The organism is Methyloglobulus sp., assembly GCF_040079455.1.
In the GTDB taxonomy this organism is placed as follows: domain Bacteria; phylum Pseudomonadota; class Gammaproteobacteria; order Methylococcales; family Methylomonadaceae; genus Methyloglobulus.
In genome coordinates, this window is sequence record NZ_JBEBKJ010000055.1 from 1 (window position 1) to 24,667 (window position 24,667).

27 protein-coding genes, 2 pseudogenes and 1 riboswitch are annotated in these 24,667 nt (G+C 49.5%); of the genes and pseudogenes, 23 read left to right on the top strand and 6 right to left on the bottom strand.

Features of this window, described 5'->3' with window-relative positions; genetic code table 11:
• Positions 1-477: 477 nt before the first annotated feature.
• Entirely contained in the window at positions 478-867 is a 390-nt protein-coding gene (locus tag ABL924_RS12155; RefSeq protein WP_349027360.1) for a hypothetical protein, read from the bottom strand.
• Between the two features lie 608 nt (positions 868-1,475).
• Here ABL924_RS12155 and ABL924_RS12160 point away from each other — a divergent pair.
• The 3 genes and pseudogenes from ABL924_RS12160 to ABL924_RS12170 form a co-directional block, all read left to right on the top strand.
• Positions 1,476-1,745 (top strand): annotated as a pseudogene (locus ABL924_RS12160) (HU family DNA-binding protein); the annotation flags it as partial.
• A gap of 276 nt (positions 1,746-2,021) precedes the next feature.
• Positions 2,022-2,384, top strand: coding sequence for a hypothetical protein (locus tag ABL924_RS12165; RefSeq protein WP_349027361.1), 363 nt, complete (start codon positions 2,022-2,024; stop codon positions 2,382-2,384).
• A 129-nt stretch (positions 2,385-2,513) separates the two neighbouring features.
• On the top strand, positions 2,514-2,696 hold the full coding sequence (locus ABL924_RS12170) for a hypothetical protein (RefSeq protein ID WP_349027362.1): 183 nt from the start codon (positions 2,514-2,516) through the stop codon (positions 2,694-2,696).
• A gap of 5 nt (positions 2,697-2,701) precedes the next feature.
• Here ABL924_RS12170 and ABL924_RS12175 read toward each other — a convergent pair whose 3' ends face one another.
• Positions 2,702-2,842, bottom strand: a complete 141-nt coding sequence (locus tag ABL924_RS12175; protein WP_349027363.1) for a hypothetical protein — start codon at positions 2,840-2,842, stop codon at positions 2,702-2,704.
• Between the two features lie 503 nt (positions 2,843-3,345).
• On the opposite strand from ABL924_RS12175, the gene ABL924_RS12180 reads away from it, so the two are divergent.
• The 16 genes from ABL924_RS12180 to ABL924_RS12255 all read left to right on the top strand — a co-directional run bounded on the left by ABL924_RS12180 (position 3,346) and on the right by ABL924_RS12255 (position 15,085).
• Entirely contained in the window at positions 3,346-3,555 is a 210-nt protein-coding gene (locus ABL924_RS12180) for a hypothetical protein (protein ID WP_349027364.1), read from the top strand.
• Positions 3,556-3,959: 404 nt separating this feature from the next.
• The gene (locus ABL924_RS12185) at positions 3,960-4,286 is read left to right on the top strand and encodes a hypothetical protein (protein WP_349027365.1); all 327 of its coding nucleotides are present in this window, start codon (positions 3,960-3,962) and stop codon (positions 4,284-4,286) included.
• A 14-nt stretch (positions 4,287-4,300) separates the two neighbouring features.
• Positions 4,301-4,777, top strand: a complete 477-nt coding sequence (locus tag ABL924_RS12190; protein ID WP_349027366.1) for a hypothetical protein — start codon at positions 4,301-4,303, stop codon at positions 4,775-4,777.
• A 52-nt stretch (positions 4,778-4,829) separates the two neighbouring features.
• Positions 4,830-5,159, top strand: coding sequence for a hypothetical protein (locus ABL924_RS12195; RefSeq protein ID WP_349027367.1), 330 nt, complete (start codon positions 4,830-4,832; stop codon positions 5,157-5,159).
• Positions 5,160-5,536: 377 nt separating this feature from the next.
• The gene (locus tag ABL924_RS12200; protein ID WP_349027368.1) at positions 5,537-5,725 is read left to right on the top strand and encodes a hypothetical protein; all 189 of its coding nucleotides are present in this window, start codon (positions 5,537-5,539) and stop codon (positions 5,723-5,725) included.
• Between the two features lie 229 nt (positions 5,726-5,954).
• Positions 5,955-6,476 carry a hypothetical protein gene (locus ABL924_RS12205; protein WP_349027369.1) on the top strand — a complete coding sequence of 174 codons (522 nt, stop codon included), beginning with the start codon at positions 5,955-5,957 and terminating at the stop codon, positions 6,474-6,476.
• Positions 6,477-6,502: 26 nt separating this feature from the next.
• Positions 6,503-7,240 carry a hypothetical protein gene (locus ABL924_RS12210; RefSeq protein ID WP_349027370.1) on the top strand — a complete coding sequence of 246 codons (738 nt, stop codon included), beginning with the start codon at positions 6,503-6,505 and terminating at the stop codon, positions 7,238-7,240.
• Positions 7,237-8,034 carry a TIGR03759 family integrating conjugative element protein gene (locus ABL924_RS12215; protein ID WP_349027371.1) on the top strand — a complete coding sequence of 266 codons (798 nt, stop codon included), beginning with the start codon at positions 7,237-7,239 and terminating at the stop codon, positions 8,032-8,034. The genes ABL924_RS12210 and ABL924_RS12215 overlap by 4 nt, the downstream gene beginning before the upstream one ends.
• 13 nt (positions 8,035-8,047) lie before the next feature.
• Positions 8,048-8,605, top strand: a complete 558-nt coding sequence (locus ABL924_RS12220; RefSeq protein WP_349027372.1) for a hypothetical protein — start codon at positions 8,048-8,050, stop codon at positions 8,603-8,605.
• A gap of 50 nt (positions 8,606-8,655) precedes the next feature.
• Positions 8,656-8,826 (top strand): hypothetical protein, encoded by a 171-nt coding sequence (locus tag ABL924_RS12225; protein WP_349027373.1) that lies wholly within the window; start codon positions 8,656-8,658, stop codon positions 8,824-8,826.
• Positions 8,827-8,860: 34 nt separating this feature from the next.
• A complete protein-coding gene (locus ABL924_RS12230; RefSeq protein WP_349027374.1) occupies positions 8,861-9,802 on the top strand; it encodes a lytic transglycosylase domain-containing protein in 942 nt (313 codons plus the stop codon).
• A complete protein-coding gene (locus tag ABL924_RS12235) occupies positions 9,802-10,371 on the top strand; it encodes a PFL_4695 family integrating conjugative element protein (protein WP_349027375.1) in 570 nt (189 codons plus the stop codon). The genes ABL924_RS12230 and ABL924_RS12235 overlap by 1 nt, the downstream gene beginning before the upstream one ends.
• Positions 10,368-12,476 (top strand): type IV conjugative transfer system coupling protein TraD, encoded by a 2,109-nt coding sequence (gene traD, locus ABL924_RS12240; protein ID WP_349027376.1) that lies wholly within the window; start codon positions 10,368-10,370, stop codon positions 12,474-12,476. Before ABL924_RS12235 ends, traD begins: the two co-directional genes overlap by 4 nt.
• A gap of 24 nt (positions 12,477-12,500) precedes the next feature.
• Complete coding sequence (locus ABL924_RS12245; RefSeq protein WP_349027377.1) at positions 12,501-13,265, top strand: TIGR03747 family integrating conjugative element membrane protein; 765 nt, start codon at positions 12,501-12,503, stop codon at positions 13,263-13,265.
• A gap of 111 nt (positions 13,266-13,376) precedes the next feature.
• Positions 13,377-13,808, top strand: coding sequence for a S24 family peptidase (locus ABL924_RS12250; protein WP_349027378.1), 432 nt, complete (start codon positions 13,377-13,379; stop codon positions 13,806-13,808).
• 2 nt (positions 13,809-13,810) lie between these two features.
• Positions 13,811-15,085 carry a Y-family DNA polymerase gene (locus ABL924_RS12255; protein WP_349027379.1) on the top strand — a complete coding sequence of 425 codons (1,275 nt, stop codon included), beginning with the start codon at positions 13,811-13,813 and terminating at the stop codon, positions 15,083-15,085.
• A 45-nt stretch (positions 15,086-15,130) separates the two neighbouring features.
• Here the strand turns inward: ABL924_RS12255 and ABL924_RS12260 are convergent, their stop codons facing one another.
• Together ABL924_RS12260 and ABL924_RS12265 are read right to left on the bottom strand one after the other, a co-directional pair.
• Positions 15,131-15,907 carry a DNA/RNA non-specific endonuclease gene (locus ABL924_RS12260; RefSeq protein WP_349027380.1) on the bottom strand — a complete coding sequence of 259 codons (777 nt, stop codon included), beginning with the start codon at positions 15,905-15,907 and terminating at the stop codon, positions 15,131-15,133.
• A 47-nt stretch (positions 15,908-15,954) separates the two neighbouring features.
• Positions 15,955-16,083 carry a hypothetical protein gene (locus ABL924_RS12265; RefSeq protein WP_349027381.1) on the bottom strand — a complete coding sequence of 43 codons (129 nt, stop codon included), beginning with the start codon at positions 16,081-16,083 and terminating at the stop codon, positions 15,955-15,957.
• A gap of 409 nt (positions 16,084-16,492) precedes the next feature.
• Positions 16,493-16,571, top strand: a riboswitch (cyclic di-GMP riboswitch).
• Between the two features lie 120 nt (positions 16,572-16,691).
• On the opposite strand from ABL924_RS12265, the gene ABL924_RS12270 reads away from it, so the two are divergent.
• Entirely contained in the window at positions 16,692-17,327 is a 636-nt protein-coding gene (locus ABL924_RS12270; protein ID WP_349027382.1) for a hypothetical protein, read from the top strand.
• Positions 17,328-17,442: 115 nt separating this feature from the next.
• Here the strand turns inward: ABL924_RS12270 and ABL924_RS12275 are convergent.
• Positions 17,443-17,667, bottom strand: a pseudogene (locus ABL924_RS12275) (IS1595 family transposase); the annotation flags it as partial.
• Between the two features lie 565 nt (positions 17,668-18,232).
• On the opposite strand from ABL924_RS12275, the gene ABL924_RS12280 reads away from it, so the two are divergent.
• The 3 genes from ABL924_RS12280 to ABL924_RS12290 all read left to right on the top strand — a co-directional run bounded on the left by ABL924_RS12280 (position 18,233) and on the right by ABL924_RS12290 (position 22,907).
• Positions 18,233-20,905 (top strand): choice-of-anchor tandem repeat GloVer-containing protein, encoded by a 2,673-nt coding sequence (locus tag ABL924_RS12280; RefSeq protein WP_349027383.1) that lies wholly within the window; start codon positions 18,233-18,235, stop codon positions 20,903-20,905.
• Positions 20,906-21,629: 724 nt separating this feature from the next.
• The gene (locus tag ABL924_RS12285; RefSeq protein ID WP_349027384.1) at positions 21,630-22,352 is read left to right on the top strand and encodes a hypothetical protein; all 723 of its coding nucleotides are present in this window, start codon (positions 21,630-21,632) and stop codon (positions 22,350-22,352) included.
• A 48-nt stretch (positions 22,353-22,400) separates the two neighbouring features.
• Positions 22,401-22,907: a hypothetical protein gene (locus ABL924_RS12290; RefSeq protein WP_349027385.1), complete on the top strand. Its 507-nt coding sequence runs from the start codon at positions 22,401-22,403 to the stop codon at positions 22,905-22,907.
• A gap of 534 nt (positions 22,908-23,441) precedes the next feature.
• Here the strand turns inward: ABL924_RS12290 and ABL924_RS12295 are convergent.
• Positions 23,442-24,667: L,D-transpeptidase (locus tag ABL924_RS12295; protein WP_349027386.1), on the bottom strand; the 1,226-nt coding region annotated here is incomplete at its 5' end.

Here is a 24,667-nt window from a genome sequence, read left to right on the forward strand (position 1 = left end):
GGTATACCAAAAACGGACAGCAGGAAAGGGGGCAAAATGTGTCAGGATAGGGTTGTTTATCTAGTTAATTGACACTTCATCCAGAGGGTCTAGACCCTAACCTGACATATTTAGGCGCTGTCAGGGAAGGAGTTGATCGTCTCTAGTGGTGTCTTCTCGGACATTCACGAATCAAATTTCAAGAAATTTTCAATTTCAATAACCGGCATGAACCAGACGGTCAATTTGTTTTCAAAACAATCAAGATTTTCTGATCTGTTTATCACTCTATTTTTGGATAAAGGGCATCTTTGAAACTGATCATTGGTTGGTTCGCTTTATTACTGTTTCCCTATATTACACAAAAAAACCGGCATGGTTAACCGGTTCTGATGTCGCATTTTGTTACAGTGTTTTTTAAAATTGTATGAGCTTCAGCTTAAAATGAAAAAGTTAAAGGGTTAAATAGCAAAAAAAGTCCGAATATCCTAGTTCGGACTATGGTGCCGGGTGGACTACTAACTTCATCATCCTTTGTTCGAAGGTACCCTCGGTAAAGTCACTATCTGAGGCAAGGAACTGCGCATTTCCGGGCATTATGGGTGCCCCTTCAGTAGAAGGGGGTGATTGGATCGTCCAGGGATCACTACCGCCGGTGCAGGTTAATAATTCAGAGCCGCCAGCCACTCTATACGTGGGTCCTTTTATTTGAACAAGAGTCCCACCTATAAAAAAAACATGTTCAGGTGTACAAACTACTGTGCCACTTATAACGATTTCTTTTGTACTTTTGCTGACAGTGGCACTGTCAATTGTCAAGCTCTTAATTTCCGAGAATGCAGGGTTGCATATTAGAGCTAGTGCTATTGCAGAAATTAGTCTCTTCATGATTGTCTCCAGTTAGGTGATTCAAAATTATACGACCACAAAGACGGTCACATTAAGTAGCCCGTCTATCTCTTTGTACGGCTTTATGACTCTCCGCCCCTACCTGACGTTGAGACTAGCATTGAATGAATTAGTTTCTCAATATGAAAGATACCTATGCGGGAGGCGCGCGGTAGCCTGACCGACATGTCCATAAAAAATTAGCTGAATGTCGCTTATTGGGTCGGGTACCGACTCTCATTTCTTGAATTAACTTCAAATTCTGAATGACTGCTATCGTTTCCCTGCTGACGATGGGAATCAAAATTGAAAATTTTTAGTCCGCCAATTATCTACCATCAGAAACAGGTAAAAAATAGACACAGGTATCTTAACGGATATTCGGATAGCGAACCGCCGGTCCCTACGTTAAATAAACTAGTTTATTTTTAACGTTCCAATGTCCTCCACGATCCGTCGCGAATCTCCCCCAAAACAGGTCAAAAAACTAAGTAAAAATAGTCCATGTTTGTTAAAGTTAAAAAATGGTAGGTAAAACAACTCAAGGTCGACGTGTTTAACTTTAATCAGAATTCCGTAATGGCCAGTTTTAATTTATATTAGGGGTGTTGGTAGGCCTGTTCTTTGCTGAAATCAAAAACACCCTGGATCAGGCCGAAACCGTCAAACTGTCTGGATTCGGCAATTTCAGGTTGATCGACAAAGTCAGCCGCCCAGGCAGGAATCCCAAAACAGGCGAAGAGGCCGTCATATCAGCCAGACGAATCGTTGCATTTAAACCAGGCCTAAAGTTCAGAAATCAAATCAACCATTCCCACGACCACTGTGCCGACCACTCAGGCCAAGCCCTTTTCTTTTCCAAGCGTCTTACCAGCTAAACCCTTCCTTTCGTAGTATACCTATTGGGACAGATAACCAGAAAGGGAAAGGGTTGCAAGCAAAAGGGCTCAATGGAAGGGATAATTAATGGGAAAGGGCTTATCCATCAGAAAAGGGTAATAAAAAGCGTATCAAGACCCCATTTGCCTATATCGATTAAAAATAAAAACCGCATATTTTGGAAGGTCGGTTGTTTCTTGCTTCGATTATACCTGTGTGGATAATCAAATCATGTACCCATCCCCTGCAACAGCAACCCAACCTTCGGAACGGTCATGACTCAAACAAAAAATCCCGAAATCCTCAAGCTGGCAAAATCCCTTGCCAGGACACTGACCTGTAGCGGTAATCTAGCCACCAAAGCCAGCCTCGAAGCAGATGAAATACTGAAACGGCAACAACCGCGTATATACGCCAACAACCTATGCCAAATAACTGAAACGACCATTGGCTTAGGTATCCGGCCACAAGTGGAATATGTGCTATGCCTTGCCTTTGTTATTGCGCGTTTGTTTGACTGCATGTCATTCTATAGGCTCAAAATGCCGGGAGAAGAAATTTACACTAGCCGGATTGTCACCTTTATCGGCAAGGGCGGCAATACGGACAAGGCCTGCTATTTGTTCTACGAAGTCTGACAACAGGTAAATCATGAAAAGCTGTGTTACGCTAACATTATTCTCGGCCGCAGGGACAGGGCAAGCAGGAAACGCAAGGGTGATGAATTTGGCCTAATCCTGGTTAACCGCTTACGCAATCGGGTAGAAATGTTCATCATCAACAATCCAATGACGACCCAGGCCATTCAAAAGCACATTCAAGCAAACTACGGTTTTCTTGCAGAGCCCAGATTCCAACATATAGAAGATACGTATGATGAACCGGAAGCACCTAAAAAAAGAGAGGTTACGCCGAGGGCAAAAAAGCGGCAACTGTCTGTCACTTGGTGAGCGGCTTAATGCCAAAGCACAACCAGCAAAACAATGACGGCCAGCAACATGGCTGCCGTCATAAAAGGGACGAGATAATCCAAGACAAAATCAGCGAGCCTGGATAAGGTATTATTATTGCGGCCGGACACTTGTGTTTGCGACACCTTAAAAAAGGAAAAAGGAGCTAACAGATTAACCAAGCAGGTTCTGTGCCGTAATGACAACGGCATACAATAACTGTGAAGTCGTCCACATAATTTTCAGGCTAAGGCCAAAATCCGCCCCAAGTCCAATACATAGGATCAGGGAAAAGGGCAAAGCAAGACCAAAAAAAACAGAAAGTGACAAAATTGGGTTACGTAAGCACCAAGGAAAAAATTACAATAGGTTAAAAATAACCTAATGTTTGTTCGACATCCTCCCTGCCATCAATGGACAGGGATTCCTTAAACCGCTGTGGTATGTCGATGAATGTCGGATCTCTTAAATAATTTGCGACGTAAAATAACACCCCCTTGTTACCCAATTAAATATTAAAATAACCGAATTCTTAAGCTGATTAGGCTAACACTGGTGTCAGCGCTCTGAATGTTGTTAAAGTTTACCAACCTTTAATATTATCGGCATTTAATACAATAACTTAAGATATAATATGGGTGCTTAAAGAATGGAAGTAAAAAAAAAATCAAGAAAAGCAGTCAATCAAGATCATGATAAAAAGCGCATAGGGAAACCGTGTATCAACGTTATTCGTGACGTTCCAGAAGACATCATTGCGATGTTGGAAGTCATCGCTAAATATGACGGCAGTAAAAAAGCGGCTATCCTCCGTGCGATTAAGGGCCGCTATGAAAAGATAAGTGGGATTAATGCTTGACTGATCGGACAGTCCGATATACTATAAGCCACCTTTTAAGAGCCTTGTTGCGCTTACCAATGTCAGAAGCAGAAAGCAAAGCATCAAGGCCAACATCGCTTTCCATGAAAAAATGTTTTTCGCCGCTATCACCATCCTCGTCACGTTGGTGGGTTGGATGGCTTCCAATTACCACTGTTAGCGGTATAGTGTTGGGTTTGGCGTTGGTTGTCAGTGTTTTTTCAGGGGCGTATGTGGTTTACCAATACCGGCTTATTAAGCGTTTAATTAAGTGTTGAAAGATGTTTAACCAGATTATTATGTGTTTGGGGGCGCTCGTACTGATTAGCGTCATGGGTTACTTGGCATGGGATTCCTACAAAGAATTTAAGGAACACGAACCCAAATAGCAAGAGGCAGCGATTATGGCTGGGTTTGCAAAAGAAATTAATAAATATTTGAGCAGGGGCGGCTCTGATTTCGGCGCAGTCTTTAGTCAATGCTGCGACCCTAACTTAAGGGCTAGGGTAGTGAAAGCAATTTACAATGCGCGTAGTAACGATATAGCTTTACTTGAACATGATGAACTGCGCGAAGTTAGCACTTATATCTGTGAACTCGAAGATGCGCTATTAAGGCATCATTGGGGAGAGGTTCGTGGTGAAAAGCTTCTTAAACAGCTTAAAGAGCGCACGGGCTTTGATGTAACCGCTAAAGCGAATGAATACAATGCTTTATTAGAAGACAAATAAGGGAGAGACCTAAGATGAAATTTATCAGCATCATCTTGATTTTATTTTCATACTTTTTATGGGCCTATCAACATCAACCTGCCAGCCCAACCGAACTAAACGCGCTAATAACGGTTGCGGATAGCAGTGACGTTGCAAAATCCAGGATGAAACAATTTCTAACCTCGCACCCTACCCCGTCCAATGCAGAATTATATGAAATAGAAGGGGAAATAAACAAAATCATACTCTTTGAGGTTGCCAAGCGTACAACAGGCAATGCCAATTTAAAATCGACTGACGAACTTGAGAAGGAAGGCCTTTTAGCCCAAGAAACAGAGGCGAAACGCTTGTCAAATCTCCCGTTTAACGCAATGAATGAGGAAGAGAAAATGAAGCACCTGGCATTTGAAATTAACCGCATGCCACCTTTGTTGCTTCCCGGCATACTCGCGCTTGCCCTATTGTTCTTCATCCCTGCGTTTCTGAATAGATGGCGGAATGGGCTATAACGAGTGCCTACCCACTAAGCAATGACCCCCCGGCTAACTTTTTATGGAGGAAATGAAGAATAATGTACATTCGCTTTCAGAAGAATTCTTTTCTATGCTTACAACTGCCGGAGTTGCCTGTCTAGTTTGTTTGGCTTGGTTTATTTTTTGTCGGTGGGTTTATCGTATAGAACATGCTTCTTGGCTCATGGGTATTTCAGAAGCAAAGGAAGAATCTTATTTACCGCTTGATGGCCGAATCCTACGTAACCATGACCGAATTATCATTGCCATGAATGGCAGTTCGGCAGATCGACTTTATTTTGCAGGGATTACCTATGCTATTTTTGTCGTCCTGCTGGTTATTTCAGGTCATTTTGCATTTAATTACGGCATTATGTAGCAACTTCGCGAAGTGAGTTTTTTATGAATTTGTACCACAATTTTTATTTTGCACTATTGATGTTTAGTTGTTTTTGTTCATTTTTAATATTTACACATGCAGGTATCAACAAGCCCTCTATTGATAGCTACACTTATTTTATTGGGCGCATTGGTTACCCTATTCTTTTGCCAATTATTTTGACTGGCATGTATTTCTCATATCTTTGGGCTTATGATGTACAAAATGACGCCATCAAGAATCTGGTAACCGAAAGAACCGCTAATATAATTTTGTTAACGTCGTTAGGCATATTTCTTCTTCTTGTATTCTGTAGGCCAAAAAACAATGAAGAAAGCTGATTCGCGCGGTCGCTACACCAGTCAGGGAAACTGACCTTGTACATATTGATAGCCTTTTTCATATCCGCCAACCCGACCCCTGGCACCGCCCCCACGCCAGAGACCGGTGTCGCTTTCCAAGAATTTAGTTCACAAGCGTCCTGTGAAGCGGCACGGGCTATTGTCCTGGCCGAATTACGGCCAGGGCGCACCCATACCAAGCCCCCGGTTTGTGCTAAGAAATAAGCAGTATCAACTTAACCGGCTTTTCACCTGACCCGCGATCATTCTTTCCCCTAAAAGTCAGTAATAATAGGTATTGCGGTCAGTTCCACTGCGTTAACGACCCGCCCAAATTAATCGCATATTTTGGAAGGTCGGTTGTTTGTTGCATAAAGTTTTAAACCACAGGCATCATTCGCCCAACGAAAACGAATGGTGACCTGTGATGTTAAAGAGCCGACTACCCCGCCAGATGGCCGTTACCCTGCTGGGCTTGCTGCTGGGTGGCTGCGCCGTGCAGCCACCGGTTGCAACCAAAGATCCACAATATTTGACCCAGCGCAATAAGTCCGCTGCCTGGGCACCACGGCCTGAGGTCTATGAAAACCAGCCCCCATCAAGGCCTGACCCTGTCCAGGTACAGACCGGGCGCTATAGCTTTATCCCCGCCAAACCCAGGGTCGAACAACTGAACCCGTTACTGGCGGTGATTGACGTGCAAATCCCGGACACTATCCTTACCGTCAAAGACAGCGCCCAATACCTGTTGCAGTTCAGCGGTTACCAACTGAGCCAGACGGTCAGTCACGAAGCGCATGTCACCGCCCTGCTCCACCATAACATCCCCGAAGTCCACCGCCATTTTGAGCAAGTGATCCTGCGGGATGCGCTCCTGGCCTTAGGCGGCAATGGTTACCGCTTATTAGTGGACCCGGTCAACCGGATGGTGGCCTATGAGCGCGATCCAAAATATCCGGGCTGGGCCAAAGAATGAACACCATCGTTAGCCGGGTGACTACCGTGACCCCGCCCCTTACCTCCCTAACGGGCAAGCGGGTGGGGCTTTTTTTACTCGGCATGGTGTTGATAGGCCTTGTTGTTACAGGATTCATGCGCCCTGCCAAGACGGCCTCCGGCCCCGCCCTGTCGGCAGAGCGGTCCGAGGCCAGCCCAACCTTGGCACCCCACACGCCTGAGCCAGGGACCAATCAAGTACCGATTGCACTATCTCGGCCATTGCCGCCAACGGCCATTCCAGTCACCCTGCCGGCCACCCAAGACACCCTGGTGCTCGAACACAGCAAGAAACTGGCTGCCCTGGACACGGTAGTCTCTCAAGTCAGGGCGGATATGGCCGGCATGGCTAGCCGACTCGACGGTTTCCAGACCGAACTCCACGGCATAAAACAGCAATTGGCACAACGACCTCTCGTCCTTACTATGCCCACCCATAACCGCCGGCATAGTAGGCCAGATGTTGTCAAAGTCCGTCAGCGCCGCCTACGTGCCAAGGTCAATAACCACACGGTATCAAGCCCTAAGGCCACCAGCGCAAACGGCTTACAGGTGGTCGCGGTCAATAATTGGGGCACTGAAAGCCGGATTATCGTCCGGGAGCCGAATTCCAAGCAATACCGCCAATTGCGCGTAGGTGATCCCTTGTCCGGCGGCACGATTGTCAGTATGAACGCCCATAAGGTCACCATCAGGAACGCCAAAGGCATCGCCACTGTTGACCTCGGCAAGGGCAGGCCATGAAAACAAGGCCGCTATTGTGGATAACCGTATCCGTTTTCTTTCCCATGCTGGGTAGTTGGGCTGTGGAAACAGGACGGACGCAGACCAACGCGTCCAGGTCCCAGGCAACACAGGCCAACCCCAGCGAGGAGGTGCCCAGTCAACGTAACCGCTTTACGCAATCGGAATGGGGTCTGGATGACACCGAATGGCAACGTTACCAGCGCTTGATAGGGGGTGTCCGGGGCAGTATCAGCCAAACAAATATATCGCCCTTGGAAGTGCTGGGCATCCATGCCGAGACCGATGCGGAACAGCGGGACTATGCCAAACGCCTGGCCAAGGCCATGCACGATGACACCGAGCGGGTATTGGCCTTTGCCCGGGTTTACCAAGAAGAAAGCAGCAAACTGTACCCAAACGCCGCCATTATCGATAAAACCCGCCTGCCATCTACGATTCCGGCCTCGAATGCGGCCACGAACCCCTTACAACCGGGCGACCGCATCCTGTTTTTTACCCGAACCGGCCAATGCCCGGCCTGTAGCCAACAACTGGCGGCCCTGGCCTCGGCCACCCAACGCGCTAGTGTCCAGCTCGATGTCTTTGTTATCGGGGCGGACAACGACGAGGCCATCCGGTCGTGGGCGGCAACCGAGCCCTTCGACCGCACCCGCCTGGCCAACAAGACCCTGACCCTTAACCATGACCAAGGCAACCTGACGAAACTGGCCGGGCCTTCCGGGACTGCCCCCCTAAGCCTGTTGCTACGCGGTTCTAGTACTCTTGCCCTCAACCCGTTTTCTTTGCCTTGACATGCAACTGGTCATGACCGACACCAATAATTACAACGGACGGGCTCCAACACACTCCCAAGGCAGTATTGCATTGGATTCCAACCAGAAACAAGCCATCGCCCTGCCCCAATCGATTTGTACCGACTATGCCTTGCAGGGCCGACCGGCCACTCCAAGAGGCCTACTGCCGTTGAATGCGCCGCCATTGGCCCAATATATCAATGCCCAAGGCTTTTGTTTTGCCTGGGGGCATATCCTGGAACGGCGCTGCGACAACCACATTGACTGGGATTTTTGTTTGGAAGCCTTGCTGGACCGCTACCATCAGCAACATCTGTTGCTGGTCGACTTGCAACAAGCCACCTTTAAGGTATTGGAAACCACCCTGCCTGGCCTGGTCGGTTACGAGCGGGGGCCTGCCGCCGTCTATCGGCAAGGCTGGCGGTTATATCAAGGCGACGTGATCAGCGCCTTTACCCTGCGCTGCCATTTTTCGCGTGAGGCCGAGGCACGGGATTGGCTGTCCACGATTTTCTTGCCGCTGCTGTTGCCGGGGCTTTTGTACCGAGTGCAAGAGGCCATCGGATGACGGGGTAACGGTTAACCGGCAAGCCACTTTCCGTGTTTAGGAGGCCTAAAATGACCCAGCGTTTACACAAGACTACCCGCCCCTTTGCCCCTGGCCAACGCCACGTTCAGGCAATACGGTATGGGCCGACGGGTACAGCCAAACCCGCGCTGTTAGCGCGGCTGGCCAAAATGAACAAGTTGACCGTCCAGGAACTGGTCCAACGCTATAAGCTTTCCTAATCCTGTTGATGCCACCAAGGCCAAGAGAAAGAGAATGAAACACCCAACCACTAGCGGCCTAATCCTGGTTTTACTGGGCATAAGCGGACAAATTGACGGTGTCGCCGCCAAAGTTGCCGTACCCGTCGGGTATGTCAGGGCGGCCAATGCACACCATCTAGCACCGGAATACGCTTATTTGGCCGCTTTATCCCGCAGTGGTGTCAAGCTCGATAACGGTTGCTTGCAACCTTGGCCGTGGACCTTAACCGTCGGTGCCGTCACCACCCATTACCCTACCCGCGCTGAGGCACACGGGGCATTGCTTGCTTCATTGGGCCAGTATAACGGTACGGTTAAGGTGGGCCTGATGCAGGTCGATGCACGAAACGCCGATCCACGCCGCCTCAATGACCTCCTGGATCCTGCCGCCAATTTGCTGCTCGGCCTCGGCCTGCATTGGGGTACGGATGCGGCCGTCCGACCCCTACGGCAACGTTACCGGCGCTTTGGCCTGGCCGGATTTTGCCAACCACGGGGAAAGCTCACCCCGGTTCGGTTCAAAACCAGCAACAACCGCTTACGGCATCGCCATATTGCCGGCTTGGTCCGACAACTGGCCAGAAAATTCCAGGTCGACCCCGCACTGGTGATGGCGGTTATCCACCAAGAATCGGGGTTTAACGCAGAGGCCTTGTCCCATAAAAGGGCTCAGGGCTTGATGCAATTGATGCCGCAAACCGCGCTGCGCTTTGGCGTTAAGCATCCGTTCGACCCGGAAGACAATATTCGTGGCGGCATTGCCTATTTGCATTGGCTGTTACGGCATTTCGGGGGCAATGTCGCCCTGGCTTTAGCTGGCTACAATGCCGGCGAGAACGCGGTCGACCGTTACCGGGGCATCCCGCCCTACCCTGAAACCCGGCACTATGTCCGCTGCATTATGGCGAACTACCCCAATGCCCAGCATCCTATACCGCCCCCCGTGAGCTCCTAATGGACAAATTCGATGAAAAGGTGAGGATACTTCCTCTCTGTAACCGTCCCCTCCTTAACGCCAAAGTAGTCATCGCTTTCGTGGCATTATTGTTCTGGCTAACCCCAGGCGAGGCGAAAGCGGAACTCGCCGTAATCTATGATACCGGCACCGCAAGCCCGATTTCCGGTTTTGTTAAAGCGCCTAGACTGGCTGTCCCAGAGGGGCTGCCAGAAATAAATTTGCAAGCCGGCGATGATTTTGTACCTAACCTGTTCCCAATCCACACCCCGGGACTGACACCCGGCGAGGTCAATCCGCAAACGACCCAACTGTTATTGCCGCAGCCGTTTTTTATGGTCGGTTGTGATGATCGGTCTAAGCAATGGCTGGGCCGATATCAGGGGCGGTTAAGCCAGATCGGTGCCGTCGGACTGGTCGTCGAAGCGGAAAGCCTGGCCGAGTTTCAGGCCTTAGCCGCCGTCGCGCAAGGGTTGCGACTGTCCCCGGTACCGGCATCACAACTGGCTAAGCAGCTGGGGATTAGCCATTATCCGGTGTTGGTCTCTGCGTCGAGAATAGAGCAATGAGCGGCCAGCCCCTGGAAGCGTTGCTTAGGCCACCCATCGAATTGTGGTCGATGCTGTCGGCGGGTAGCGCGGCCTTGGCCACACTGTTTGCGCCGCATTACCTGATGTTGACAGACAATTTGTCCTACCCGGTCTCGTTTGGCTTAGGCGTGCTGGCTGTTGTGCGGGGACACCAAGCATTTAAGGTCATCCGCTATCAACGTAACATGAAACGCCTGCCCTTGTACCGGATGCGGCCGGATAAAATCCCGACCAGCACGAGCCGCTTGTTTCTCGGCAAGGGTTTCCGCTGGTACCAAGAACACAGCCAACGGCTGTATGATGCCCGAAAACCCAATGTCCGCCGCTATATCCAGCCCGGTGCGGCCTATCGCCTTGCGCGGCGGCTGGAAAGCCGAACTACCCAGACCTGGCTGATGGGGAAGCTGGTGTTGGCGCTGTCCAAAGACATCTGGTGGAATCCAGTGCCCCCGATACCGCCGCTGGGCGGCAAGATTCAGTTACATGCCGTCGGGATACATGAAAATGAGGTCACCCTGCCGTTGCACAGCCGTCCAGGCAATACCTTGGTGTTGGGCACGACCGGGGTCGGCAAGACCCGGCTGGCCGAAATCCTGATTACCCAGGACATCCACCGGGGCGATGTGGTGATCGTGTTCGATCCCAAGGGCGATGCCGACTTGATGAAACGGATGGTGGCCGAAGCCCACCGTGCCGGCCGCCAACAGGCGCTCACTTTGTTCCATCTGGGCTATCCTGAACTATCGGCCCGCTATAACCCGATCGGCAATTTCTCCCGGATTACCGAAATTGCCACCCGCATTGCCAACCAATTGCCGTCCTCGGGCGATTCGGCGGCGTTCAGGGAATTTGCCTGGCGGTTTACCAATATTGTCGGCCGGGCGCTGGTGGCATTAGGGCGCAGGCCTGATTATCCGCAAATTATGCGTTACGTGACCCACATAGACCCCTTGTTGCTGGATTATTACCGGCAATGGCTGGGTGAGGTGGCCCCCAAGGGTTGGGAAAAGGAGGTGATGGACCGTGCCGCCGCCATCAATGACAAGGACCTGCCGTTTGAGTTGAAAGGCCGTTCCCATGAAGTCATCGCCTTGATCCGCTATGCCAAGGACACCGGCCTGTATGACGGGGTCGCCGATGGCTTGCGCTCGGCCTTTGAGTACGACAAGAAGTATTTTGACAAGCTGGTGGCCTCCTTGTTGCCGCTGATGGAAAAGCTGGTTTCGGGCAAGATCGCGGAACTGTTGGCGCCGAATTACGGGGACAGTAGCGATCCCCGGCCTATCTTTGACTGGATGCAGGTGATTAGGCGGGGCGGCATCGTCTATATTGGCCTGGATGCGCTGACCGACACCGCCGTGTCCGCTGCGGTCGGCAACGCCATGTTCGCCGACCTGGTCTCGGTGGCCGGCCACCTGTATAAGTTTGGGGCCGCCAGCGGCTTGCCAAAGGCGGCAGCGTCCCTGCCTGCCAAGCTGCCGGTCATCAATTTACACGCCGATGAGTTTAATGAGCTGATCGGCGATGAGTTTATCCCTTTGCTGAACAAGGCGCGGGGGGCAGGTTTTCAAGTGACGGCCTATACCCAGACCTGGTCGGATATAGAAGCGCGGCTCGGCAATGCCGCCAAAGCCGGCCAAGCGGTTGGTAACTTTAACACCACCATCATGCTGCGGGTAAAAGAACTGGCGACCGCCGAGATCCTGACCCAGCAACTGGATACGGTCGATATTATGACTATGACGGCGGTGTCCGGGGTGGTGGACTCATCAGACCCTACCTCCGGGGTGGATTATATCAGCCGTAATGAGGACAGTTTGAGTCTCCGTGAAGCGGCCATGCTGACACCCGCCGATGTCATGTCATTGCCGATTGGGCATGCCTTTGCCCTGCTGGAAGGCGGCCAACTCTGGAAAATCCGAATGCCGCTGCCGGATGCCAGCCGTGACCCGCACCTGCCGGCCGACCTCGCTGGCGTGGCCGAGGCCATGCGCCGGAAATACCAAACCGGGGACAATTGGTGGGCACTTGCCGACCAGGACGGCAAACGCGGTTTTGTCAGTCCCTCAGCGATGACAGACTGAAAGGTATGGCAGAGAGCATTCATTATGGCTGACTCGGTAATCCAGACCCCTGCCAGCCGTAATAGTGCGGCACCGCAGGTTAACCGTGGGCCGGTCAGCACGTTGGTACATGGCATCCTGGGCTTCGCCATCTGGCTGGTCTTAGGCCTATTCGGCAATATTTTAATTGAATGGCTGTGCATTGGCGTGATATGGCCGGAACAAGGCATTACGCGCAGTGAAAAACTGCTGGAGGCTGAAATCGGCTACCTTGAGGAAGACCTGCAAGACAGCCTGCTGACCGACCATCCCACCCGCTTCGCCGTGGATATGGCCAAACAGCTTAACCGGCTGTTGTTTGAGAAAACCGGCATTGTCAAAGCCATTGCATTCACCGGCCAGCCACAATACCGAGGGCCCAAAGCGCAAAGCACCCGTTTTAGCCGATTATTGGACCAAATTTATACCACCGCGCACGGCTACCTCATTGCGGCCATGGTGGCCACCCAGGTCTATGCCCTGCGTTTGTCGGTGTTGTGCCTGTCGGTCCCGGTGTTTGTGTTGGCAGGATTAGTGGGGGCGATTGACGGGATTGTCCAGCGCGACCTTAACCGCTGGCGGGGCGGCCGGGAATTGGGGCAACGCTACCATCTGGCCAAAAGCTTCGTCGCCCCCGCCCTGACGCTGCCCTGGATTGTCTACCTGGCCTGGCCGACGACGATACACCCGTATGTTATCATCCTGCCCTTCGCCGGTTTCCTGGGTTGGGTGATGTCCATCATGACGGCACGGTTTAAGAAGTATTTTTAAGGAAACCAGCCCCAAAACGGGGTTTAGTCCAGGCGGTCGCAAAAATAAGAACAAATTAAGAACAAATGCGCTATATTGTACGCCCCGCTGACCACCTAACCCGGTATGCCCATGCAACCTGACTTTTTCCGGCCTGAAACCACCACCGCTGTTAAGCTTCCGCTGTTTGAATCCAAGGTCCCCGCCGGCTTCCCGTCGCCGTGCGAACCCCACGTCAAAAAGCGCCTGAACGCCCATGAATACCTGGTCGACCAGGAAGATGCCACTTATTTTGTGTCTGTTTGCGGCTTGTCGCTGGTTGAGATGGGGATACTTCCCGACGATATCGCCGTCGTCAACAAGGCCTTGGCCACGGAGGCCAAAATCGGCAATGTCATCCTGGCGGTGATCGACGGCGAATTCACCTTGAAAATACTGGCCTTGGGCGACGACGGCTATCCGCTCTTGCAAGTCGCCAACCCGGACATGCAGCCGATCCAAATCAAGGAAGGCATGGACTTCCAAATTTGGGGGGTGGTGACGGGGATATTTCGGAGATTGTGACCATGGCCACCTTTGCCCTGGTAGATATCAACAATTTTTACGTGTCTGTGGAGCGGGTTTTTAACCCAAAATTAAACGGCAAAGCGGTTGTCGCGGGATCCAATAATGACGGCTGTGCAATAGCCAGAAGCAATGAAGCAAAGGCATTGGGTATCAAAATGGGCGAGCCGTTGTTCAAATTAAGGGAACGGTTTAAATCGGATGAAATCGTTATTTTAAGTAGCAATTATGCCTTGTACGCTCAGATGTCAGACAGGGTGACCCGAATTGTTTCAGCGTTTAGTCCAGACTATGAAATCTATAGTGTGGATGAAATGTTTTTGCTATGGACGGGTTTTGGGCACCGGGACTTGAGCCAATACGGCCATCAGCTAAAGGACACCATCTTACGATGGACGGGCCTTCCCGTCTGTGTGGGCATAGCTTCGACAAAGACAATGGCAAAATTGAGCAACCACTGTGCGAAAAAACGTCCCGGCTATGACGGGGTATGTAATTTTAAGGCCATGACTGAAAGGGAAGTTGCCGAAATCATGGCATCGTTTCCCGTCGGGGAAGTTTGGGGCATTGGCCGCCAGCTTTCAGCCAAGCTCAACCAGTTGAACATCCATACGGTGTTGGACTTAAAAAAAGCCCACCGCCGCACGCTGCGGGACAAGTTCAGCGTGACAGTGGAAAAAACCATAGCCGAGCTGAACGGCGAACCGTGTATAGACCTCGAACAAATCCCGCCTGATAAGCAAAATATCGCCAGTACGCGTAGCTTTGGGATTCCCGTTACCGACCTTGCCAGCCTGAAAGAATCGGTGACGCTGTACACCTCGCAAGCGGCGGAAAAGGCCAGGAAACAAGGCTCTTATGCCAACAGCATTACCGTGTTCATCCAAACCAGCCCGTTCGCCAACCGCCCGTATTACGGCAACAGCCAAACGGTGGCCTTGCCGTCGCCGTCGAATGACACCCGCTTGTTAGTCAGGACCGCCTTGTGGATACTGGGCAGGCTGTACCGCCCAGGCTTTATTTACCAGAAAGCCGGGGTGTTGTTGAACGACCTGGTGCCGGCGGCAGGAATTCAACAAGACTTGTTCTTTAGCAACGACATCAAGGCCATGAAATCAGAAAAAATGATGTTATTGCTCGATACGGTCAACCAACGCTACGGAAGGCAAACCCTAAAGCTGGGCTCTGAGGGTTTTAACGCCCCGTGGCAGATGAAACAGGGCTTCAAGTCACCGGACTATACGTGTGACTGGGACGGGTTGATAAGGGCTTATTGAAATCCCGGACACAAAGCCCACTACCTCTATAAGTACCTGATTGGATCAGCCCCTATCACACCCATGCGGGGCCAGCCAGGAGGCGGTTTCAGCTTCGTGTTTGACGTAATCCGCGACGGGGATTTTTTCACCGGTCATTTTTTCAAGTTCGTCAATGCTGACGATATAGGTGTCAAGTTGGTCCATGGTGGCCTCATCCACGTTGGGCACGACCCAGGCAATCGCCCGTTCATCTTCACCTGTGCCTCGGATGACCACTTTCCAAAAGGCATCGGGCGTAGCGACCCCATGGTCGGCGACAAAGTAATCGTCATCGGCATTATCACCCCAAATGACACCGCCAATAACCAACAATTCGTCAATATCACGGTAACATTCAACAATTTCTTCGGTGAGCAACCAAGCCCCCCGGTTCATACTGGCGGCTTGGGGCAGGATGTTGGTCATGGAGTTGGTTTCGTGGACTGCTTGTTTTGAGTAGTCCAAGTGGTTGGCCGGCACAAGGTGGCCCCTGTCATAACCTTGCTTGTAACCTTTGCTCGAAGTTTGTTGGCAGCCGGTAGGGATTTTAAGGTCCAGGTAAAAATTTTTTGACCTCGGTAGATTGCCGGTGTCATGTTGGGCGTTGTATTGGAATTTTACGGCACCACGCCTTTGGCAATCCAGCCACACGGTAAAGCCGGTATAATCCACCTGAATAACCTTGGGTGGGGCTGACCCTTGTGGTTGGCCTTGTTTGGATATCTCCAATGGCGTGATACAGCCTGCACTTAAACTTACAAGTAAGGAAACGGCCAAGGTTCGAAGGGTTTTTATCCGCATTAGGGTGCACAGTGAATACAACGCCCTTAAGTTTAGCGGCAGTTTTGTTATTGATTTGTGAGGTTGTTCATATATTTGGCACATAAAGTGCCCAAACGCCCGTCAGCTTTCAGCCACGGCCAATAATCGTTGACCTGCAACACGACAATAGGCCGCTGTGGTGTCTTCTCGGACATTCACAAAGCAAATCCCTAGAAATTTTGAATTTCAAAAAGCGGCCATTTTCTGCCATTCAGGGTTCTTGTAAGCTGACATTAAAATAGGGATAAACAGACGTTCAGCCAAGCTAACCTCTACCCCATTCATCTTGTTTTTTGTAATCCTATCTATAGCCATAGGCACTTTAATGCTAATCGATGAACTGACTTTACATGATCAGCTTACCCCATTATTTTTGAATAAATAAAGTCAGATCATTAGAAATACAATGCAACGACTCTTTGATTTAGATCAATTCAATGCCAAACAAACAATATTACGATATAGCTTTATTGTGTCTTAGTAGCTATTGGATACTTTGCCAGACAGAAAGGAATAGTATTGCTTATTTTAGTTGTTTCAGGGATTAGTTCGACAGGCATAAAAAATAACCAAAGCTAAACCAATCGTAAGGTAGAGACAAAAAGTCGCGGATTCTATACAAACGGAAAGCCGGACTGCTGAATATGATTTCGTTAAGGCCAAAAAAGAAAGTGCGGCTTTTTTTTGCGCTCTTATTAAACACATTTCAATAATGAATCAGGTCTGAACCCATTTTTTCAAAATTAACGGAAATGCTTAATTTATGATAATCCAAAGTTTAAAACCCTTAGCAATCGCTTTAATGTTGGCGTTATTGCCCTTATCTGTTTCCACAGTCTCTGCGGGTTCTGATAATGATAACCACCACCACAATCATGCCTTTCCTCCGCCACCTTTAGTGGGTGTCAACAAATACAAATACACGGTCGGCGACAGAGGCCCTGGAGGCGGCTTTATATTTTTTGTTGACTATTATAACCAATACCCCGGTTTCACCTACCTGGAAGCTGCCCCGACTGGTATAGCGCCTGTTGTTTGGTGCAACCTCACAGAAACTTCAATACCTGCTGTAGCCGGATGGTCTGCTAAAGGGGTTGGCAAAGGTCAGGCGAATACTACAGCCATGCTTGGAGTTTGCACGTCGGGTGCAGCTAACGAAGCTGATTTGTATCTAACAAGAACTAAAAGTGACTGGTTTTTACCTTCACTAGGCGAAGCGAAGCTCATGTACAACAACCTGCTTGAAGCGGGTGTTGGTAATTTTGAGTCTGATGTCTACTGGAGTTCTACCGAGTTCGGTAGCAACTTCGCGTGGCTCCAGAACTTCGTCAATGGCGACCAAGTCCACGTCGGTAATAAGGGCGACACCTTCGGAGTGCGTGCTGTTCGGGCTTTTTAACTATTCAGCCATTTAACTATTTATTTTTCCAGAGCAGACTGGGCGATTTTTTTGAGCCATGGCGTTGTATTATGACTTGCCGGTTTACCGGGATACCTATCAAAAGTTTACCTGATTACCCATAAGCCTCAGCCAATTTCAAAAGACGTCCTGGCATAGGTGGGGTGATGTTCTCACTGCAACATAAGCGAAACGAGGCAGCATGTCTTCCCGTTGGAACCGTCGATTATGGCGGTAGCAGAATTCGGTTAGGTAACGCGGAAAATGTCCGGGTTTGATCTGGTAGGTATCCGTAATTTGCATTTTTCACATTTCTCATCATCGTGTTGACCCAAGTAAACAACTCTTTGGTGACACTTTCTGGGCCACCGCAGGTGTCGACCAATACAAGGGTTTAGGGCGCAATGGAACGTAAAATCCGTTTAAGGCCTTATGCGTTATCCAATTATTGGTTTCCTTTGGTGGGTCGTAGGGAGAATTTGCTGTCGCTTGAGTTTTATAGATTCGGCCTTGTGGAGTTTTAACTTCCAATTGCCTTGAACCTGTCGAAAGGCTTGTGTGCTTCGACAAGCTCAGCACGGACGGTTCAAACATTGTAAGCCCGAATCAATAGGTTAGAGAACGGGTAGGCTGAAACCGTAACTGACTTCTTCAAGGTTTTTGATTTGGATCAATCCCTGGCTAAACAAATAACATAGAATCAAGCTGTGTGCTAGGATCAAACCCATGCTGCGCGTTTTGAAAAACAAGGGCGCTATTTCAAAACATAATGAATATGCTTATGTAAGTTATTAGTGGATCTTACGCGAACAAATGATTACCCCCGCATCAGGCAGTAAGCAACCTAAGCTATATTTTTGTTAAATAATAAGCCCTTAGCGACGGCTAAATTCGAGGAGATTACAATGCAACACATCAAGCCAAGTTTTTTCAAAAAACTCCAGGTGTCACTGAGCATGATCCTCATGCTTTGTATTTTTCCGCCCATCGCTACAGCGGCGGCCCCCGAGGTTGAGTTGCTGAAATCTTTTGGCAAGCTGGAGGGGCACCCCAATAGCAAACTGATTCAGGATGCTGCCGGCAATTTATATGGCACGACTCTTTACGGTGGCAGTTATGGTTTTGGGGCGGTGTACAAAATCGATGCATCTGGTAGCTACAGTGTACTTTATTCCTTTGATCGTATTAACGGAGCGGGGCTTACCAGCCTGATCCAAGGCAATGACGGTAAGTTCTATGGAATCACTTTAAACATTAGCGAGGTGTACTCTGAACCCTGTATTGGTGTTAGTCATGACGCTGGCACGGTGTTTCAGCTCGATATTTCCGGAACCAAACCTGTTCATAAAATCCTACATGACTTCGACTGTCGAGGGTCTCCAAGTCCAGATTTAATCCAAGCTAGCAACGGAAAGTTCTATGGAACCACCACTTCTGGTGGCCGCAATGGCGCTGGGACGGTATTCCAGCTTGACACCTCCGGAGCCTCGCCAGCCTTTAGCGTTTTGCATGACTTCGACCAAGGTGTAGCCTCCACCGCTTTATTCCAAGGCAGCGACGGTAAGCTCTATGGGGCCACATTTCAAGGTTACAGAACACTGCTGTACCAGCTTAATATCACTGGGGCGACACCAGTCTATACCCTTATGTATACCGTCAACCTTAACTATAGACAGGATCCAGACAGTTTTATTCAGGGCAGTGACGGTAAATTTTACGGCATCTTTACAGAGTATTTTAATGGTAGTCAATCAGTGCTGTTTCAGCTCGATACCTCTGGGGCGACACCCGTTTATACGATCCTGCACGAATTTCCATTTCTTATGGGGGGATCCGATCTTATCCAAGGGAGGGACGGCAAGCTCTATGGAACCACAAGAAATTGCTCAGTCTTCCAGGTCGACCTTTCTAGTGCAACGCCGAGCTACAGCATTTTACACGAGATCAAGGGATGCCGTCACGGCGACAACCTCATCGGCGGCTTGACCCAAGGCAAAGGTGGCACGCTTTATGGATATACTATTACTAACAACTATCCCCTCATTAATGGAACTTCGACAGTTTTCCAGCTCGCCCTTTCAGGCGCAACGCCGAGCTATAGCCTACTGCACGAGTTTGCGGCCACCCAGGCTGTCCTCCCAGTCGTCCAGGGTAGTGACGGCAATTTCTATGGAACTACCATACAACACGGTTACGGGTCTCCTATGTTCCAGCTTGGCAACTCTGGATCAGCATCGGCCTCTACTTTACAGCCCATCTTTGATCTTTTCTCTAAACAGGAATTATCCAGTCTATTCAAGGGCAATGACGGAAAGTTCTATGGTATTACTACTAAAGGTGGCAGTTTTGACTTAGGGACGGTGTTCCAACTCGACACTTCTCGGTCCATGCCAATTTATAGGATCCTATACGAGTTTACTTTAGAAAATAGTACTGGTCGTAATCCCAATAACTTGATCCAAGGCAGGGATGGCAAGTTATATGGAACCACTGACGGTAGTAATGCCAGTCGGATAGTGTTCCAGCTTGACATTTCAGGGGCTAAACCAACGATTAAAGTCTTGCACGTATTTGATGAATTTGATTACGATATCGATAAAGGCACCGGCACCTGGATAACATCCCCATATGGCTTAGCCCAAGGCAGTGACGGCAAATTATATGGGATTACCTATGGTGATGGAATATTTGGGTACGGAACAGTGTTCCAACTCGATATAACAGGAGTAACACCGGTCTATACCACCCTGCACGTGTTTGGGGTTACCGACGGCGATGGTATTCACCCCACTTATTTTATCCAAGGTAGTGATAGCAAGCTTTATGGCACGACTCAGGATGGTGGCGGTATCAGCTTAGGCGGTGGCACAGTGTTCCAGATCGACACTGCCGGGGTGATACCGACTTATACTGTCTTGCATGTCTTCGGCGACGATGGCTACTCTCCCAGCAGCTTGATCCAAGGCGGTGACGGTAAACTTTATGGAACCACCAAGGCGGGAAAAAGCATTTTTTTTCAACTCGATATTTCCGCGACAACGCCGCTCTATACGGTACTTTACGAGTATAAGCATAATAGCAACGTCGGCTTGTATCCATCCGGCCTTGTCTTAGGCAGTGGCGGCAACTTTTATGGGTATACCCGAGATGGTGGACTATATGGTCGGGGTGCAATTTACCAAATACGGATGCCAACAATAAATACCCCGCCGCTTGCCGCAAACGACAGTTATGCCCTGGTTGCCCCCAAAAACAATAAAACCATCACCGTTGCAGCGCCCGGCGTATTAAAAAATGATAAGGACGGGGAGGGCGATAAGTTGACCGTGGTCGGTGCCACGATGTCGGCACCAAAGCTCATTGAGTTGCCAAAGGGTGGCGGCAAAGTGGCCTTGTATGCGGATGGCCATTTCAACTACACCTCGGCCAGGAAACGTTTCAATGGCACTACAAGCTTTTGTTATCAAGTAACGGATGGCCAGGCCACCAGCAACCCCGCCACGGTGACCTTAACCGTGCACTGCAAAGATTCAGGTCACAAGCATAAAAAAGCTAGGAGGCATAAAGGCGAGGACTGATCAAGGCAGCCTGTAGGCGTATTGCCACACAATACGCCTATCTGCGTTGGTTGCGCTAAGGGATGCCGAAAAGTATGGCATCCCGCTGTATTCCATGGAACTGCTTTTGGAGCTGTGCATATTTATGGCCGTCCATTTGTGCACGGTTCTTTTTCGATCAACAGCATCAGGCTGGTAGGTGCTGGCATTTGTGGGGTCTTAAGCGTAAAGCCATATAGTATTTATGAATGTCCGCTTTGGATTTTTTTGTATTAGGATTGACCGTCGCTTGTGTCGGGTACGGAAATTCAAGCTTTGAATTTAGCTCTATTCCTGAAGGACAGCTATCGTTTCAATTCTACAACTGATTCGGTTGTGGTGTCTTAAGAGACTATCACGGTTCTTATAATTTATGATAAGCACGAGCCAATGCTTGTCAACAGTGGACACTCGCAAACCCGCACTTGATCCAGGAGTTTCTGGCAGGCAGTTAATCGGTGTAGTTTCAACTTGTTAAAACAGCAAGTTAACAAAAATTAGGCTATGATAAGTTTTTGTTAATTTTAAAAGAAGCAACGTGTTATACCTTTTCTGAAATTTGTTATGCCCCTCGAAAGGTGCATACTTTACGTTAGGAATCTCACATCAAGTTTTGTGAGCGAAAGGAGGTTAGGGATTGAGTAAGCATAGAAAAAGCATATCAGAGCAAACCAAATCAACGATTAATAACTAAAAGGTGAAAATCATGAAAAGACATAGTAAGTTGATAATAGGGTTGACATTTTCCATGTTGGCGACTGGCTTCGCGATGGAGGCGCATGCAGAACCCGTATGCATCTCTATAACGGCAGAAGTAGCAAGTGTGAATGATCAGGGTGGTGTTTTAGCCGGGGCTATCAACGTAGGTGATGTTATTACTGGAACGTACGTCTACGAATCAACGACGCCCGATACGAACTCCGCGCCAACGGTGGGAGATTACCAGCACATGACCGCCCCTTTCGGCATCACCCTAAATGCAGGGGGATTTGTATTTCGCACGGATCCAAATAATGTTAATTTCCTCGTCGAAATCGTCAATGATCACGGGAATCCAGCAAGTGATAATTATCTATTACGTTCAGATAACAATATCTTTGACGTAGGTTCGAGTAGTGATAACAATATCTCGTGGCAACTTGATGACCCGACACTCGCCGCACTTTCCAGTGAGGCATTGCCCACCGTGCCGCCAGTTTTAGCTGACTGGCAGTCGGTCTTCGGTCTAACCATCGAAAGCGGCCCCTTCTTCGATGGGTTTTTTATCCGATCCCATGTGACCTCGGCTAATCTCTGTAGCGATACTTCACCTAAAAAAGTTGCAATTTGCCATAAACCTGGACTACCCGCAGAAAAGACGATTTTCGTATCGAAATCAGCGGTACCGGGGCACTTGGGTCATGGCGATGCGCTGGGCAAATGTCCGTAGAAAGCAGCAGAACTCGCAATAGTTAAACGCTTCCCATGAATTAGAGCCATGATGCCTAACGAGGCGCTGGAGAGGGACGCCGCAAAAAGCGCGGTGCCCCTCAGCTTTGCGTTATGCGTCTTAAGAGAGGAGAGAATTGTGATTGAGGCACTCATTGGTGCGGCGGTTGGTGTTCTTACCATTGTGTTTGCGCGATTCATTCGTGGGGAACGTTGGTTGTATTCGTTGGGCCTGCTCATTCTGCCTGGCATCTACGCGTTCTTCGCTCTACAAGCAGGCGAGCAGGCTGTGGGCGTCAAGGAAATGATCTACGGTGTTCCGTTCGTCGTCGCCGGCCTTGTCTTCGCGTTTGTTAGCGTTCGCCAGTCAGCAGTAGTGGTCGGTATATTTTGGCTACTGCACGGGCTGTACGACTTGGCGCATAGTCAACTCATCACAAACACTGGCGTTCCCGTTTGGTATCCCATTTTCTGTTTTGTGGTTGATGCTGTTATCGGCTCGTATCTTCTGTGGCTATCGCGGCGTGTTCCCGATGCAAATCTTCGCCTGGCGTAAGTCGAAGCGTTGCCGCCCGTAGGACGTTTGAGAAACAGGTCAACGCCTTGAGTGCCTACAGACGCATAAGTCAAACGTTATCAAAATTTCCCCTTTCTGAATGTCTGGTTTGGTCAAATTGTGCAAATAACTTAGACAAGCTGACAACTGATTCTGACCGGCCGCTATCGTTTCTTTTTTGACGATGAGAAAAAAAGTTAAAGGAATTTTTGTACCCAAGTTGTTCAGGCGAGAAACATTGATTTCTATGGTCGGCCACGAATTAAATTACATCCAATAAACGAAAACCCTAGATCGGGGTGAACTGCTATTCACCTTGTTAATTAACCCTGTTTTTTTATGTTATCCGGTTTGTATGCGTTATTCAATAATATAACCTAACTTGGCTTAAGAGGTAAGAGGCTGGTTATCGCCTTGAAATTCTTCCTCCAACATATTATTAGGAAACGATTCGGCAAATAGCCGTACTGGAAGACCAGTACCCTGCAATTAAATATGGCTGCCTATCTGAACGACCAGACTGCCGGAAAATTCTTACCTTGTCGCCACCTTGGGAGGTATCGTACCGGCCTGCTTATTTACGTTTTTGCTTTCTTTGGCGGGGATATGAACGGCCTGTATCGATTCGGGCACCTTATTCGTTACCGTCACCGGCAGCCCCAACGCCCCCCAATGATAAAGCCATCCGGCATCCTCGGAGACCTTGGGCCAGCGTTTGTTTTGCTCTTTAGTGGCCATGTTGACGCAGCCATGACTGGCGGGATGGCCAAAACTATTGTGCCAAAACGCACCATGGAAAGCATAATCTTTATGGAAAAACTGTGTATACGGGACATCTTTCACTTCATAGAAACCGGGCTGCCCCTGGTCGACATCGCTACGCATGGTCTTGTGACGGTAACGGTCGTAGATATAATAAGAACCCATTACCGTAGGTGTTTTGCTTTTGCCGGTACTGACCTTGAAGGTGCGGATCACTTTGCCATTTTCCACGGCCTCCACACTTTGGCTGTCCAGGTAAACGAAAAGCCTCCGGTCCGTGCCGGTGCTAAATTGCTCGATCATGGCATGTTCCAGAGTTCCTCCTCGCTCACTTCTTAAGTTTTGCATGTCGGCACTGACTTTGATGGTGCTTGAAGCTGGCCAGGCAGTGTGGGGAGTAAATTTAAGTTCGCGCGATCCAGTCCAGCGCCATTTACCAGGGATGGCTTTGCCATCGCGGGTTTGCACCTGGAGATGGCTGGCTGCTTCGGCTATATTGGCCAAAGATTCGCTAAAGGTCATTTGCAGCGGCAGCATCAAACCTAAATTGGTCAATCCATGGACATTGGTTTCAGCGGCAAGGGCTGGCGGAGTCCTTAATTCCAGGGTTAGCGGCGGCAGGGGTACGCCCGTGGTGGTTTTATAGTTCAACTGGACCGGATAACTGTGGTCTTGCGCATAAGAACTGGCCAGTACTCGGATGTTTTGGCCGGTGGCGTCGGGTTTCGCGTTCAACATCAAGCCGCCCGCAGCCTGCACTTCACCCACTGGCCGGTCGAAATGCAGGGTCACCGATGCGTCCGGGTCCAACATTCTAACCGCAGGCTCTTCCAATTTTGGTATGGCAACCGTTGTGAAGTTAATTTCGCGGGTCTCGGACTGCCTGAACAAAGGCCGCCCTGCCGTCACCTTGATAATGTAGTGCGTTCCAAAGTCCAGGGGTGTTGGCAAATTCAGTCTGGTTTGATCCTTCGCCGCAAACAGGGCTTTTTCGGTGC

Excerpts from the sequence above, each read along its gene's own strand:
- ABL924_RS12165 (WP_349027361.1), top strand. The coding sequence starts at position 2,022 with ATGACTCAAACAAAAAATCCCGAAATCCTCAAGCTGGCAAAATCCCTT.
- ABL924_RS12245 (WP_349027377.1), top strand. The coding sequence starts at position 12,501 with ATGGCTGACTCGGTAATCCAGACCCCTGCCAGCCGTAATAGTGCGGCA.
- ABL924_RS12230 (WP_349027374.1), top strand. The coding sequence starts at position 8,861 with ATGAAACACCCAACCACTAGCGGCCTAATCCTGGTTTTACTGGGCATA.
- ABL924_RS12170 (WP_349027362.1), top strand. The coding sequence starts at position 2,514 with ATGTTCATCATCAACAATCCAATGACGACCCAGGCCATTCAAAAGCAC.
- ABL924_RS12195 (WP_349027367.1), top strand. The coding sequence starts at position 4,830 with ATGAAGAATAATGTACATTCGCTTTCAGAAGAATTCTTTTCTATGCTT.
- ABL924_RS12260 (WP_349027380.1), bottom strand. The coding sequence starts at position 15,907 with ATGCGGATAAAAACCCTTCGAACCTTGGCCGTTTCCTTACTTGTAAGT.
- ABL924_RS12180 (WP_349027364.1), top strand. The coding sequence starts at position 3,346 with ATGGAAGTAAAAAAAAAATCAAGAAAAGCAGTCAATCAAGATCATGAT.
- ABL924_RS12250 (WP_349027378.1), top strand. The coding sequence starts at position 13,377 with ATGCAACCTGACTTTTTCCGGCCTGAAACCACCACCGCTGTTAAGCTT.
- ABL924_RS12270 (WP_349027382.1), top strand. The coding sequence starts at position 16,692 with ATGATAATCCAAAGTTTAAAACCCTTAGCAATCGCTTTAATGTTGGCG.
- ABL924_RS12205 (WP_349027369.1), top strand. The coding sequence starts at position 5,955 with ATGGCCGTTACCCTGCTGGGCTTGCTGCTGGGTGGCTGCGCCGTGCAG.
- ABL924_RS12235 (WP_349027375.1), top strand. The coding sequence starts at position 9,802 with ATGGACAAATTCGATGAAAAGGTGAGGATACTTCCTCTCTGTAACCGT.
- ABL924_RS12220 (WP_349027372.1), top strand. The coding sequence starts at position 8,048 with ATGACCGACACCAATAATTACAACGGACGGGCTCCAACACACTCCCAA.
- ABL924_RS12255 (WP_349027379.1), top strand. The coding sequence starts at position 13,811 with ATGGCCACCTTTGCCCTGGTAGATATCAACAATTTTTACGTGTCTGTG.
- ABL924_RS12225 (WP_349027373.1), top strand. The coding sequence starts at position 8,656 with ATGACCCAGCGTTTACACAAGACTACCCGCCCCTTTGCCCCTGGCCAA.
- ABL924_RS12215 (WP_349027371.1), top strand. The coding sequence starts at position 7,237 with ATGAAAACAAGGCCGCTATTGTGGATAACCGTATCCGTTTTCTTTCCC.
- ABL924_RS12155 (WP_349027360.1), bottom strand. The coding sequence starts at position 867 with ATGAAGAGACTAATTTCTGCAATAGCACTAGCTCTAATATGCAACCCT.
- ABL924_RS12280 (WP_349027383.1), top strand. The coding sequence starts at position 18,233 with ATGCAACACATCAAGCCAAGTTTTTTCAAAAAACTCCAGGTGTCACTG.
- ABL924_RS12265 (WP_349027381.1), bottom strand. The coding sequence starts at position 16,083 with ATGTCCGAGAAGACACCACAGCGGCCTATTGTCGTGTTGCAGGTCAAC.
- ABL924_RS12285 (WP_349027384.1), top strand. The coding sequence starts at position 21,630 with ATGAAAAGACATAGTAAGTTGATAATAGGGTTGACATTTTCCATGTTG.
- ABL924_RS12190 (WP_349027366.1), top strand. The coding sequence starts at position 4,301 with ATGAAATTTATCAGCATCATCTTGATTTTATTTTCATACTTTTTATGG.
- ABL924_RS12290 (WP_349027385.1), top strand. The coding sequence starts at position 22,401 with ATGATGCCTAACGAGGCGCTGGAGAGGGACGCCGCAAAAAGCGCGGTG.
- ABL924_RS12185 (WP_349027365.1), top strand. The coding sequence starts at position 3,960 with ATGGCTGGGTTTGCAAAAGAAATTAATAAATATTTGAGCAGGGGCGGC.
- traD (WP_349027376.1), top strand. The coding sequence starts at position 10,368 with ATGAGCGGCCAGCCCCTGGAAGCGTTGCTTAGGCCACCCATCGAATTG.